General features: G+C 69.7%; 13 protein-coding genes. 6 read left to right on the top strand and 7 right to left on the bottom strand.

Going from position 1 to position 12,335, the window contains the following annotated elements; all coding sequences use genetic code 11:
- Positions 1-4 precede the first annotated feature (4 nt).
- The 3 genes from phoH2 (at position 5) to CRP45_RS10885 (ending at position 3,056) form a co-directional block, all read left to right on the top strand.
- Positions 5-1,279, top strand: coding sequence for an RNA 5'-3' helicase PhoH2 (gene phoH2 / locus CRP45_RS10895; RefSeq protein WP_245910127.1), 1,275 nt, complete (start codon positions 5-7; stop codon positions 1,277-1,279).
- A gap of 203 nt (positions 1,280-1,482) precedes the next feature.
- Positions 1,483-2,079 carry an LGFP repeat-containing protein gene (locus CRP45_RS10890; protein ID WP_097244984.1) on the top strand — a complete coding sequence of 199 codons (597 nt, stop codon included), beginning with the start codon at positions 1,483-1,485 and terminating at the stop codon, positions 2,077-2,079.
- Positions 2,080-2,186: 107 nt separating this feature from the next.
- The gene (locus CRP45_RS10885) at positions 2,187-3,056 is read left to right on the top strand and encodes an acyl-ACP desaturase (protein WP_067784862.1); all 870 of its coding nucleotides are present in this window, start codon (positions 2,187-2,189) and stop codon (positions 3,054-3,056) included.
- A 68-nt stretch (positions 3,057-3,124) separates the two neighbouring features.
- On the opposite strand, the gene CRP45_RS10880 is transcribed toward CRP45_RS10885, so the two are convergent.
- From CRP45_RS10880 to glpX, 4 genes are all read right to left on the bottom strand, one after another.
- On the bottom strand, positions 3,125-4,528 hold the full coding sequence (locus CRP45_RS10880; RefSeq protein ID WP_097244983.1) for a class II fumarate hydratase: 1,404 nt from the start codon (positions 4,526-4,528) through the stop codon (positions 3,125-3,127).
- Positions 4,529-4,627: 99 nt separating this feature from the next.
- Positions 4,628-4,882 carry a TFIIB-type zinc ribbon-containing protein gene (locus tag CRP45_RS10875; protein ID WP_097244982.1) on the bottom strand — a complete coding sequence of 85 codons (255 nt, stop codon included), beginning with the start codon at positions 4,880-4,882 and terminating at the stop codon, positions 4,628-4,630.
- 39 nt (positions 4,883-4,921) lie between these two features.
- Positions 4,922-5,902 (bottom strand): phosphotransferase, encoded by a 981-nt coding sequence (locus CRP45_RS10870; RefSeq protein ID WP_218841131.1) that lies wholly within the window; start codon positions 5,900-5,902, stop codon positions 4,922-4,924.
- A 75-nt stretch (positions 5,903-5,977) separates the two neighbouring features.
- Positions 5,978-7,021: a class II fructose-bisphosphatase gene (gene glpX, locus CRP45_RS10865; protein WP_097244980.1), complete on the bottom strand. Its 1,044-nt coding sequence runs from the start codon at positions 7,019-7,021 to the stop codon at positions 5,978-5,980.
- A 131-nt stretch (positions 7,022-7,152) separates the two neighbouring features.
- Between glpX and CRP45_RS10860 the strand changes: the two genes are divergently transcribed.
- Positions 7,153-7,719 carry a DUF4245 domain-containing protein gene (locus CRP45_RS10860; RefSeq protein WP_097244979.1) on the top strand — a complete coding sequence of 189 codons (567 nt, stop codon included), beginning with the start codon at positions 7,153-7,155 and terminating at the stop codon, positions 7,717-7,719.
- A 174-nt stretch (positions 7,720-7,893) separates the two neighbouring features.
- Entirely contained in the window at positions 7,894-8,397 is a 504-nt protein-coding gene (locus CRP45_RS10855) for a GNAT family N-acetyltransferase (RefSeq protein WP_218841130.1), read from the top strand.
- A gap of 184 nt (positions 8,398-8,581) precedes the next feature.
- Here the strand turns inward: CRP45_RS10855 and CRP45_RS10850 are convergent, their stop codons facing one another.
- From CRP45_RS10850 to CRP45_RS10840, 3 genes are all read right to left on the bottom strand, one after another.
- Entirely contained in the window at positions 8,582-8,818 is a 237-nt protein-coding gene (locus CRP45_RS10850) for an exodeoxyribonuclease VII small subunit (protein ID WP_067784761.1), read from the bottom strand.
- Between the two features lie 2 nt (positions 8,819-8,820).
- Entirely contained in the window at positions 8,821-10,155 is a 1,335-nt protein-coding gene (xseA, locus tag CRP45_RS10845) for an exodeoxyribonuclease VII large subunit (protein WP_097244977.1), read from the bottom strand.
- A 73-nt stretch (positions 10,156-10,228) separates the two neighbouring features.
- Positions 10,229-10,873: a lipid droplet-associated protein gene (locus CRP45_RS10840; RefSeq protein ID WP_143861403.1), complete on the bottom strand. Its 645-nt coding sequence runs from the start codon at positions 10,871-10,873 to the stop codon at positions 10,229-10,231.
- Positions 10,874-11,009: 136 nt separating this feature from the next.
- Between CRP45_RS10840 and CRP45_RS10835 the strand changes: the two genes are divergently transcribed.
- On the top strand, positions 11,010-12,020 hold the full coding sequence (locus tag CRP45_RS10835; RefSeq protein ID WP_097244976.1) for a 4-hydroxy-3-methylbut-2-enyl diphosphate reductase: 1,011 nt from the start codon (positions 11,010-11,012) through the stop codon (positions 12,018-12,020).
- Positions 12,021-12,335 lie beyond the last annotated feature (315 nt).

Raw genomic sequence — 12,335 nt, 5'->3', positions numbered from 1 at the left:
CGTCATCGACACCTCGGTCCTGCTCTCCGATCCCTGGGCGTTCACCAGGTTCGGCGAGCACGATGTCGTCCTCCCGCTGGTCGTCATCAGCGAACTCGAGGCCAAGCGGCACCACCACGAACTGGGCTGGTTCGCCAGGGAAGCCCTGCGCAACCTGGACGACCTCCGCCTGCAGCACGGCAGGCTGGACGAGCAGGTGCCGATCGGCACCGAGGGCGGAACGCTGCAGGTGGAACTCAATCACACCGACCCCACGGTTCTGCCGGTGGGCTTCCGTACGGAAAGCAACGATTCCCGGATCCTGGCCTGCGCCTTGAATCTCGCGGCCGAAGGTCGCGAGGTCGTCATGGTGTCCAAGGACATTCCGCTGCGCGTCAAGGCGAGCGCGGTGGGTCTGCACGCCGACGAGTACCACGCGCAGGACGTGGTGACCTCCGGCTGGTCCGGGATGGTCGAGATCGATGTCGCGTCCTCCCAGATCGACCAGCTCTACGCCGAGTCCGTGATCGACCTGGACCAGGCGCGGGAACTGCCCTGCCACACCGGAATCCGGCTGCTCGGCACCAGCTCGAGCGCGCTGGGCCGGGTGACGCCGGACAAGCGCGTGCAGTTGGTGCGCGAGCGCGAGGCGTTCGGTCTGCACGGGCGTTCTGCCGAACAGCGCATCGCGTTGGACCTGCTGCTGGACGAGAGCGTCGGCATCGTCTCGCTCGGCGGCAAGGCGGGCACCGGCAAGTCGGCGCTGGCGCTGACGGCGGGGCTGGAGGCCGTGCTGGAACGGCGCACCCAGCGCAAGGTCGTGGTGTTCCGCCCGCTCTACGCGGTCGGCGGCCAGGATCTCGGCTACCTGCCCGGCAGCGAGAGCGAGAAGATGGGGCCGTGGGCGCAGGCCGTCTTCGACACCCTCGACGGACTCGCCTCGCCGGAGGTGATGGAGGAGGTGCTCAGCCGCGACATGCTGGAGGTGCTGCCGCTCACCCACATTCGCGGTCGCTCGCTGCACGACTCCTTCGTGATCGTGGACGAGGCGCAGTCGCTGGAACGCAACGTGCTGCTCACGGTGCTCAGCAGGCTGGGCACCGGCTCGCGCGTCGTGCTCACCCACGACGTCGCCCAGCGCGACAACCTGCGCGTCGGCAGACACGACGGCGTGGCGGCGGTGATCGAAAAGCTCAAGGGACACCCGCTTTTCGCGCACATCACGCTGACCCGCAGCGAGCGCTCGCCGATCGCGGCGCTGGTCACCGAGATGCTCGAGGAGTACGGACCGAACTCCTAGAGCTGAGCTCGAGGTGCACTCGAGCTAACGCTCAGGGTGTGTTTCACCTCACATCGAGTGGGTAATATCCGCCGAGTTACCAGTTGGGCAACGGCCCGGCGCGTCGTAGTCGATTCGCCGGGCCGTTGCCGAACATCGGCCTAGGCTACGCGCGGTGCCGGTGTCAGGGCGCCGTCGGAGCCACACTCGAGAGGGGACGACATATGCACCACGCTCGACGCACGGCTGGATTCACGGTGGCGCTGGCGGCCGCCGCGCTGCTCATCGCGGGATGCGGTGGCGACGACTCGAACGAATCGGACAGCGTCCTCACCACCCCGACCCTCGGCATGACGACCGCCCCGATGGCGACCACACACACCGAGGCGCACGGCACCGACAATCCCGACACCGACGATCGCGACACCGCGGATCAGACCCCGGATGCCGCGGACGAGACCAGGATCCCAGCCCAGGGCGGCGGCGAAGAGGTGACCGTCTCCGGCGACATCTACGACAAGTACATGGAGGCGGGCGGCCCGGAGGGCCCGCTGGGCGCCCCGATCGAGGCCCAGGAGAACGCCCCGAACAATGGCAAGTACCAGGACTTCGTCGGCGGCACGATCTACGAGCCAGAGGACGGCGAGCCGCACATCGTCTGGGGCGAGATCCGCAAGGCGTGGGAGGAGAACGGCGGCGCGGCGGGCGAGCTCGGCTACCCGGTCAGCGACGAGACCGACATCCCCGGCGGCAAGAAGAGCGAGTTCAGCGGCGGCACCATCACCTGGGTGAACGGGCAGATCACCGTCACCATGAAGTAGTCGAACCCCCGCGACGCCCGAGACAGCGCACCGGCGCTTCTCGGGCGTCGTCGGCGATTCCCATCGGTAGAGTCCCGCGCCGCGGGCCGAACAGCTAGGTTGTGAGCGTGCAAAATCTCTTGACCGACCGCGAACTGCTCGAAGCGCTCGCGGATGAGGTGGAATCGAATCTGCGACGCCACATCGCCGTCGCCGACGGGTGGCAGCCGCACGATTACGTGCCGTGGGACGACGGCCGCAACTTCGCCTTCCTCGGCGGTGAGGACTGGACCCCGGAACAGTCCGAGCTCGGCGAGATCGCCAAGCTGGCGCTGACCGTGAGCGTGCTCATCGCGGACAACCTGCCCTCCTACCACCGCGAGATCGGCAAGTACCTGCGCACCGGTCCGTGGTGGCGCTGGGTCGGCCGCTGGACCGCCGAGGAGAACCGGCACGAGATCCTGATCCGCAACTACCTGATGGTCACCAGGTCGGTGGATCCGGTCGACCTGGAACGTCAGCGGATGGCCCACATGACGGCCGGCTTCCGCCGTCCCGCCCTGCACCTGCTCGACGTGCTCGCCAACGCCGCGTTCGAGGAGGCGGCGTCGGCCATCCGGCACCGCAACACCGCGGCGCTGAACGAGAACCCGATGGTCACCGCCATCGCCGAGCGCATCGCGGCTGACGACGAGCTGCAGTCGGTGTTCTTCGCCGATCTGGTCGCCGCGGCGTTTGCGATCGCGCCCGACCAGACCATGCGCGCCATCGCCGACCGGGTCGCCGGTTTCGAGGTGCCGAGCGTGGCGCTGCCGGACGGCCGCAGCAGCGACGAGGTGCTGGCCGAGGCGGGCATCTACGACCGCGCCAAGGAAGGCGAGCTGGTCTTCGCGCCGCTGCTGCGCCGCTGGAACGTCTTCGACCGGGCCGACCTCGGTTCCGAGGGCGAGGCGGCACGCGCGGAGCTGGAGCACCTGCGCGTGTTCTCGCCCGCCTGATCTGCGGCGCCGCGCTACCGAACGACGAAGGGCGCCGGGCGGATTCACCTCCCCGGCGCCCTCGTGCGTTACTTCGTGTCCTTCACCTTCGCCATCGACAGCACGTCGAGGCGGCGATCCAGCTCGGCCTCGGTGAGGCGGTCGCCGAGCAGGCCGCGATCGATCACCGTCTGCCGGATCGTCTTCTTCTCCTTCAGCGCCTCCTTGGCCACCGCCGCCGCCTCCTCGTAGCCGATCGCCGAGTTCAGCGGGGTGACGATGGACGGAGAGGACTCGGCCAGCGTGCGCAGCCGCTCCACGTCGGCGACCAGCCCGCGCACGCACTTGTCGGCGAAGAGCCGGGACACGTTGGCCAGCAGGCGGATCGACTCGAGCACGTTGCGCGCCATCACCGGAATGTAGACGTTCAGCTCGAAGGCACCGTTCGCGCCGGAGAAGGCGACCGCGGCGTCGTTGCCGATGACCTGCGCCGCCACCTGCGTGACCGCCTCGGGCAGCACCGGATTCACCTTGCCGGGCATGATCGAGCTGCCCGGCTGCAGGTCCGGCAGCTGGAGTTCGGCCAGACCGGTGAGCGGACCGGAACCCATCCAGCGGATGTCGTTGGCGATCTTGGTGAGACTCACCGCGACGGTGCGCAGCGCGCCGGACAGCTCGACGAGACCGTCGCGCGCCGCCTGCGCCTCGAAGTGGTCGATCGCCTCGGTGAACGCGTCGATATCGGTCGACTTCACCAGTTCCGCAACGACTTTCGCACCGAACCCGGCGGGCGCGTTGAGGCCGGTGCCCACCGCGGTGCCACCGATCGGCAGCTCGCCGAGGCGCGGCAGCGTCACCATCAACCGGTCGATGCCCGCCGCGACCTGGCGGGTGTAGCCGCCGAACTCCTGGCCGAGGGTCACCGGGACGGCATCCATCAGGTGGGTGCGGCCCGACTTGACCACGGTGCGCCATTCCTCGGACTTGTCCAGCAGCGCGAGCCGCAGGTGCTCGAGCGCCGGGACCAGATCCTTGATGACGCCCTCGGTCGCCGCGACGTGCGTGGCGGTGGGGAAGGTGTCGTTGGACGACTGGGACATGTTCACGTCGTCGTTGGGGTGCACGTCGACGCCCTTGGCCTTGGCGATCGAGGCGATCACCTCGTTGGCGTTCATGTTGGAGCTGGTGCCCGAGCCGGTCTGGAAGACATCGATCGGGAACTGGTCGTCGTGCTCGCCCGCGGCGATCTCGTTCGCGGCGGCGATGATGGCGTCCGCCTTGACGGCGTCGAGCAGGCCGAGATCCTTGTTCACCTCGGCGCACGCGGCCTTGAGCAGTCCGAGCGCGCGGATCTGCGCGCGCTCCAAGCCGCGTCCGCTGATCGGGAAGTTCTCCACGGCCCGCTGGGTCTGCGCGCGCCACAGCGCGTGCGCCGGGACCCGTACCTCGCCCATGGTGTCGTGCTCGATGCGGTACTGCGTCTCCTCGGTCATGATTTCGACCCTATGCCGCACGAGGTCCGCGTGGGGCAGCCACGCCTGAGCGGAATCCCACACCGGTCCGGCGGAATACCGGACCGGTGACGCCGGGACTCAGGAGGAGAACAGGACCTTGCCGAACGAGCGGTGCTTGTGGTGGTGGCCGTGCCCGTAGTGCGGGGCTGGCGCACCCCACGTGGGCGCGGGGGCGGCCGGTGGCGGCGGCGCCGCGTAGCCGGACTCGAGCCGGGTGAGGTTCTCCAGCTCGCCGTAGTCCAGGAAGATCCCCCGGCAGTTACCGCACTGCTCGATGTGCACACCGCTGCGGTTGTACGTCTGCATCAATCCACGACATTTCGGACACTGCATTTCCGCCACGCTAGTCGATTTCCGGCACGTATGCGGGCATCACGATATGACGGATGCGGTGGCTATCCGTCGGCACGCGTCCACCAAAGCCGTGTCCAGATCATCGAGTTCGCGTTTCTCGCGTGCGGCGGCGACCAGTGCCAGCGCGGCCGCTTGGACGGCGACAGCGCGGGCCGGAGTATCGAGCGCGGTCCACTCGTCCCCCTCCCTCGGCACCGCGACACCGCCCGCCGCGCGATAGGCGTCGAGAAAGCGGAGCCAGGTCACCGGCTCGAGAATGCCCGCGGCGAAGAGGGCGGCCGGGCGGGCCAGATCCCACGCCGGATCGCCGGAGCCGAGGTCGTCGATGTCGATGAGCCGCCAGCGGTCGGCGTCCGCTCGACCGACGCGGACGAGTTGGCCGAGGTGGAAATCGCCGTGCACGAGCGTGCGGCGCGCGGCCGCTTCGGGGAGCCCGGGGCGTGCTGCGAACGATTCTGGCAGCGCAGCGAATGCTTGGCACACGATCGTCTCGGCCGCTCGGTCCGGCACCGCGGCCTCGCGCAGCCGACGCATCGCCCGATGGACACGGGACGGTCCGCCCGCTTCCGGCAGACCGCGTCCCGGCAGCGCGTGCAGCCGGGTCAGCAGCGTCGCGGCGGCTTCCCACGGCGCGGCGTCGGGATCGTCAGGGTCGACTGGTTCGCCGTACGGCCACGCGGTGATCGTGCGACCCGCCGCGTAGGTGTGCAGCGCGTCGCCGATCGGCAACGGCGGCAGCAGAATCCCCCGCGACGTGCTCGCCAGCCGAAGGCGGGAAGGCAACGCCGTCGCATCGGTGTCCACCGGATGGGCCTTGACGACGACCGCGCCGACCCGAAGCACCAGCACGTCGGCGCGTTCGACCAGCACCTGCGCGTCGGTCGCGTTCGGTGTTCCGGGAACCGTGCGCGACGCACCGGCGCGGGTGGCGATCTCGGTCATCGCGTCGACGAGTTCAGTTGTGCCAGGCCGGGTCTCGCGGCCGGATTCGTTCCCCACCCCAGCATCTTCCCCCTTGTGAACGACTGCGGCCGCGTCCGGGAACACCGAACGCGGCCGCGAGGTCGAAGCCGATCAGGGCATCGGCGGGACCGCGTGCTCGTCGCCGTGGAAGTCGACCGAGGAGTACTCGCGCAGCTTGGTCAGGCGGTGGTAGGCGTCGATCATGCGGACGGTGCCCGACTTGGAGCGCATGACGATCGACTGGGTGGAGGCGCCGCCACCGTAGTAGCGGACGCCGCGTAGTAGGTCGCCGTCGGTGACGCCCGTGGCGCAGAAGAAGACGTTGTCGCCGGACACCAGGTCCTCGGTGGTGAGCACCCGGTCCAGGTCGTGGCCCGCGTCGATGGCCTTCTGGCGCTCCTCGTCGTCCTTCGGCGACAGCATGCCCTGCAGCGCGCCGCCCATACAGCGCATGGCCGCCGCGGCGATGATGCCCTCCGGGGTGCCGCCGATGCCGACCAGGATGTCGGTGCCGGAATCGGGGCGGGCCGCCGCGATCGCACCGGCGACGTCGCCGTCGGAGATCATGCGGATGCGGGCGCCCGCGTCGCGGACGTGCTGGATGAGCTCGGCGTGCCGGGGCCGGTCCAGGATGCAGACGGTCAGGTCGGACACCGCGGACTTCTTCGCCTTGGCGACCCGGCGGATGTTCTCGCCGATCGGGGCCGAGATATCGATCACGTCGGCGGCCTCGGGGCCGACCGCGATCTTGTGCATGTAGAACACCGCGGACGGATCGAACATCGCGCCGCGCTCGGCGACCGCGAGCACCGAGATCGCGCCGGGGGAGCCCTTCGACATCAGCGTGGTGCCGTCGATCGGGTCGACGGCGAAGTCGACGTCAGGACCGGTGCCGTCGCCGACCTCCTCGCCGTTGTACAGCATGGGCGCCTCGTCCTTCTCGCCCTCGCCGATCACCACGATGCCGCGCATCGAAACCGAGCTGACCAGCTGCCGCATCGCGTCGACGGCGGCGCCGTCGCCACCCTCCTTGTCACCGCGGCCGACCCACCGCCCCGCGGCCATCGCGCCCGCCTCGGTCACCCGGACCAGTTCGAGTGCAAGGTTTCGGTCCGGCGCCTCGCGGCGGCTGGGTGCGGGCGAAGATGCCGTCATGGCGGGGTGCCTCCCTCGGGTCGTACGTACGGGACGATTGTCTCATTCCGGGGTTGGGCATCCGTGCACCCCTGTTCCAGGCGACGGGGGTGCCTGGCCGCGCACCCGCCCGCCGAGTGGATACTGGGAGCGTGTCCTACCAAAAGCCACGCATCCTGCACGACTACAAGGATCTGTTCTTCTCGCTGATCCCGCTGGTGCTGATCGCCGTGGTCTTCGCCGCGCTGGCCAGCCAGTGCAGCTTCGCCGCCAAGGGGCCGACACCAGGTCAGATCCCGCACTTCGACGTGAAGGCGGCGCTCGAGACCGACGCTCGCACGCTGGCGTTCCCGATCCGCAACCCGAGCGTGCCCGCCGACTGGACCCCCAACTCCGGCAGCCGCGACACCGTCACCGGCCAGGGCGGCGGTCCGGTCAGCACCGTCGGCTACATCACCGCCCAGGGCACCTACATGCAGCTGACCCAGAGCAGCGCCACCGAGGAGTCGCTCGCCCGCTTCGTGCTCGGCTCGCGCTACGCCAGCGGGGCTCAGCAGATCGGCGACAAGAAGTGGATCGTCTACGCCGAGCCGACCGAGGAGACGGCGTGGATCGCCGACTTCGGCGGCGTCCGGGTGCTGATCAAGGGCGCGGGGAACGAGGCAGCGTTCACGACGCTGGCCCAGGCGGTGACCACCGCCCAGCCGATCGCCCGCTGAGCTCGATTGCCACCCGTTCGGTTCCCGATTAGGGTTGGCGTGACGCGAGATACGCGGATTCGAGGGTGCGGAGGTCGATGAATATGGCTGTCAACAGCCGTATTTCGCATGCCTTCCATCCGGTCCGCTGAATTCGAGACGCGGACCGGTCCTTTCGATGACCAGGAGTGTCACGTGTCTTCCCACATCTCCACCGGCGAGCTGAGCACCGAGCGCCTGATTCTGCGCCGCTGGACCCCCGACGACGTGTCCGCCGTGCTGGCCGGACACCGCCTCGCGCACTGGGCCGAGGACTTCCCCGCCGACGGCGATCGGGTGATCGCCGGGCTGTTCGCCGACCATCCGCAGTGGTACGGCGAGTACGGCCACCGATTGATCGTCGAGCGCGAGACCGGTCTCGTGGTCGGCTCAATCGGGCTGTTCTGGCCGCCGGGCGCGGATGGACTCGAGATCGGCTACGGCACGGTCCCGTCTCGGTGTGGGCGCGGGTACGCGAGTGAGGCGACCAGAGCGCTGACCGAGTACGCGCTGGACGCCCCCGGTGTGCACAAGGTGTACGCGGACGTGGAGACCTCGAACCCGGGATCGGTGCGAGTTCTGGAGAAGGCCGGATTCCGCAAGACGGGTTCGGCCGATGGCGTCATCCGGTTCGAGGCGACGGCCTTCGCGGGCGGCTAGCGGCCGCCCTGCCGCGTCGTCGGGTCGCGGCACACGATCGGTTCGCCCCGGCGCGGGCTGGTCGTGCGACCGCGCTCGTCGACGCGCGTCGATCAGTCGTCGCGGTCCACGTGGGCGACGACGTTGACGACCTTTCCGCTCGGGTCGCGGGCGAAGAATCGGCGCACGCCCCACGGCTCGTCGGTCAGTCCTCGTCGGTCGCGCCGCGGGCGAGGGCGTCCTCGACCCGTTTGCGCGCACCGGCCAGGTGTTCCTCGCAGCGGTTGGCCAGTGCTTCGCCGCGCTCCCACAGGGCGAGCGAATCGTCGAGGTCCATGCCGCCCTGCTCGAGCATCTTGACGACGTTCACCAGTTCGTCGCGGGCGCGTTCGTAGCCGAAGTCCGCGATCTCGGCCAGCTCGTCCTTGCCGGCGTCGGCCAAGGTCAGTTCCCTCCTGTGCGTTCGTCGTCCCGGCGGGCGCCGGAATCGCGGGCGTTCGGCTTGCGAGCGCCGAGCGCCTTGGTGCCGAGGGCCGCCGCGGTCACGGCGCCATCGGCGACCCGGATGCGCAACTGGCTGCCAGCGGGCGCGTCCTCGATGCTGCGGACGACGTGCCGTTCCGAACCGGTCACGCGCTGCACGACAGCGTAACCGCGGGACAACGTCGCGGCCGGGCCCACCGCCGTGAGCTTTTCGCGCAGGTGTCGCGTCGCGGTGGCTTCGGTTCGAACCGTGTGCTCGGCGCAGCGCCGCGCGGAAACGCGCAGCCGTTCGATCTCCTCGGCGCGCCGGTCGACCTCGCGCAGCGGATCGGCGAGCACCGGGCGGGAACGGAGCTGGGCAAGCGCCCGGGTCTCGCGGTCCACCCAGCCGCGCAGTGCGGCGGCCGAACGGGCGCGCAGCTCGCGCACGCAGGCCAGCTCGGCGGCGGCATCGGGCACGACGCGCTTGGCGGCGTCGGTCGGCGTCGCGGCGCGCAGGTCGGCGACGTAGTCGGCGAGCGGGTTGTCGGGTTCGTGGCCGATGGCGCTGACGATCGGCGTCGTCGCCGCCACGATGGCGCGGCACAGCGCCTCGTCGGAGAAGGGCAGCAGGTCCTCGACACTGCCGCCGCCGCGGGTGAGCACGATGACCTCGACGGCCGGGTCGCGGTCGAGTTCGGCCAGCGCGTCCAGGATCTGCGGCACCGCAGTCGGGCCCTGCACCGCGGTGTTGCGCACTTCGAAACGCACTGCGGGCCAACGATTCTTGGCGACGGTGAGCACGTCGCGCTCGGCGGCGCTCGCACGGCCGGTGATCAGGCCGACGGTGCCGGGCAGGAACGGGAGCGGCCGCTTGAGCCGGGGATCGAAAAGACCTTCCGCGGCGAGCAGCGCCTTGAGCCGCTCGATGCGGGCGAGCAGCTCGCCGACGCCGACGGGGCGAATCTCGATGACCCGCAACGACAGCGTCCCGCGGCCGGTGAAGTAGGTGAGTTTGCCGTAGACCACCACCCGGCTGCCTTCTTGCAGCGGGATCGGGGAGCGGCGCAAGAGATCGGGGTCGCAGGTCACCTGCAACGACATGTCGGCCGACGGGTCACGCAGCACCAGGAACGCGGTGCGTGCGCCAGGGCGCGCGTTGATCTGGGTGATCTGCCCCTCCACCCAGATGGAGCCGAGGCGGTCGATCCACTGCATGACCTTCACGGCCACGGAGCGCACCGGCCACGGGTGTTCGGCGGAGTTGGCGGGGGCCGCGCCTGCCTCGGCGGACGGCTGGGGACCGCTCTGTGTCATACGGACAGGTATACGCGGCGGGGTTGGCCGGACCGAGCCCGGCCAACCACCGGCGAGGTCGTCGCGGGTGCGATCACTGGGCCCGGACGGTGGCGATCCGGTTCGTCAGCATGGTCACGAACGGGGCGCGCGCGAGGGTCCGCTGCTCGTAGTCCAGCAGCGCGGTGAGGTCCTCGACGGTCAGCATGCGCAGGCGGGCGCGGAGCTGGGCGAGGGTCATGTTGGCGTAGTCGTAGCGGGTCGCGACCTCGGGCTCGGCGATCTCGGCGGGCTCGTCGTCGACGGACGCCGCCTCGTCGGAAGCCGGTTCCGCGACGGGCTCGGGCTCGGTGATCTCCGGCACAGTGATGGTCTGCACCGTGGCGACGTGCCCGTTGGTGGAGCCCGCGCTCGAATCCTCGGCGGTGTAGAGGTCGAAGCGGCTGGTACGGCCCGCGGTGGCGAAATCGTCGCCCGAGGTTTGCTCGTCGCCGAGGTCCTCGTCGAAGGTCGCCCACTCCGGCTGCTCCACCGGGCTGTTGGACAGCCGCTCGAACACCGCGTCGCCCTTGAGTGCGAGGCTGGTCACGAACTGCTGGACGTGCATGGTGGTCTGCAACATCTGGCTGATCGCGGTGATCGGGAAATTCATCGCGGCCGTTGGTAACCGGCGGGTTTCTTCGAGGGCGTACACGGCGGCCCCGGCTGCGACCCGGGCCAGAAACGGTGGTCGAAACATGCTCATAGCCTGCCCGATACGCCATGATCTGCAAAGAACTAGTGTCACAGACACTATTGTCCAGGGCCTGGATCACATCGACGACCCGGCCGATGCGGCCATTCGAAGGTCTGCGGGTGCACGTATCCTGGGGACCATGTCTTCGGCCATCCCTTTGAACGTCGGAATCGCCCGCTCGGCGGGTGCCGGATCAGCCGATGCCGACGGTAGTAAGCGCGTGCTGCTAGCCGAGCCGCGCGGATACTGCGCGGGCGTCGACCGCGCGGTGGAAACGGTGGAGAAGGCGCTGGAGAAGCACGGCGCGCCGATCTACGTGCGCAAGGAGATCGTGCACAACAGGCACGTGGTGGAGACGTTGCGGGATCGCGGCGTCGTCTTCGTCGACGAGACCGACGAGGTGCCGCACGGCGCGGTCGTCGTCTTCTCCGCGCACGGCGTCTCCCCCGCGGTGCACGAGGCGGCCGCGGCGCGCGACCTGCACACCATCGACGCCACCTGCCCGCTGGTCACCAAGGTGCACCAGGAGGCCAAGCGCTTCGCGCGCGACGATTTCGACATCCTGCTGATCGGCCACGAGGGCCACGAGGAAGTCGAGGGCACCGCGGGCGAGGCCCCCGAGCACGTGCAACTCGTCGACGGACCGGACGCGGTCGACCGGGTCACCGTGCGCGACGAGAACAAGGTGATCTGGCTGTCGCAGACCACGCTCAGCGTCGACGAGACGATGGAGACGGTGCAGCGGCTGCGCGAGCGTTTCCCCGCGCTCCAGGACCCGCCCAGCGACGACATCTGCTACGCCACCCAGAACCGTCAGGTCGCGGTGAAGGCGATGGCGCCGGAATGCGATTTGGTCATCGTGGTCGGCTCGCGCAACTCCTCGAACTCGGTGCGGCTGGTCGAGGTCGCGCTCGGCGCGGGCGCGCGTGCCGCGTACCTGGTCGACTTCGCCCGCGAGGTTGACCCGGCCTGGCTGCAGGGCGTGCGCACGATCGGCATCACCTCCGGCGCGTCGGTGCCAGAGATCCTGGTGCGCGGCGTGCTCGACATGCTCGCCGAGCACGGCTACGCCGACGTCCAGCCGGTGACCACCGCCAACGAGACGCTGGTCTTCGCGCTGCCGAGGGAACTGCGGACCGCCAGGAACTGAGCTGCGCCGCTGCGCACCGGTCGGGGCTGATCTCTCGGCGGAGCTTGCGCTGCGCGCTGTTTCGGCGCTGCTGTCGACCGAGGCCGATTCTGGGCGGCGCTGAGCTGCTCGATGTGGCCGGGTAGGCGTTGCTGTCGGCCGACCACGCCTTCTTGGTGGCGCTGCGCTAGTCGACGCGGTCCCTGCGTCGGTGCTGCCGTCGACCGTCGCTGATTTTCCCGGCGGCGCGACGCTCGTGTGGCCGCTGTGGCGCTGCTGTCGATCGAGGCTGCTCGTTCGGCGGCGCTGCGCTACTCGATGCTGCGCAGGTGGGGC

Origin of the sequence: Nocardia amikacinitolerans (assembly GCF_900215415.1) — a bacterium.
Classification (GTDB): domain Bacteria; phylum Actinomycetota; class Actinomycetes; order Mycobacteriales; family Mycobacteriaceae; genus Nocardia; species Nocardia amikacinitolerans.
This window is presented reverse-complemented; position numbering and strand designations above follow the sequence as displayed.

Bases quoted from the DNA above. Each gene is read 5' to 3' on its own strand.
- CRP45_RS10890 (WP_097244984.1), top strand. From the start codon at position 1,483: ATGCACCACGCTCGACGCACGGCTGGATTCACGGTGGCGCTGGCGGCC.
- CRP45_RS10880 (WP_097244983.1), bottom strand. From the start codon at position 4,528: ATGACCGAGGAGACGCAGTACCGCATCGAGCACGACACCATGGGCGAG.
- CRP45_RS10875 (WP_097244982.1), bottom strand. From the start codon at position 4,882: ATGCAGTGTCCGAAATGTCGTGGATTGATGCAGACGTACAACCGCAGC.
- glpX (WP_097244980.1), bottom strand. From the start codon at position 7,021: ATGACGGCATCTTCGCCCGCACCCAGCCGCCGCGAGGCGCCGGACCGA.
- xseA (WP_097244977.1), bottom strand. From the start codon at position 10,155: ATGACACAGAGCGGTCCCCAGCCGTCCGCCGAGGCAGGCGCGGCCCCC.
- CRP45_RS10840 (WP_143861403.1), bottom strand. From the start codon at position 10,873: ATGTTTCGACCACCGTTTCTGGCCCGGGTCGCAGCCGGGGCCGCCGTG.
- CRP45_RS10835 (WP_097244976.1), top strand. From the start codon at position 11,010: ATGTCTTCGGCCATCCCTTTGAACGTCGGAATCGCCCGCTCGGCGGGT.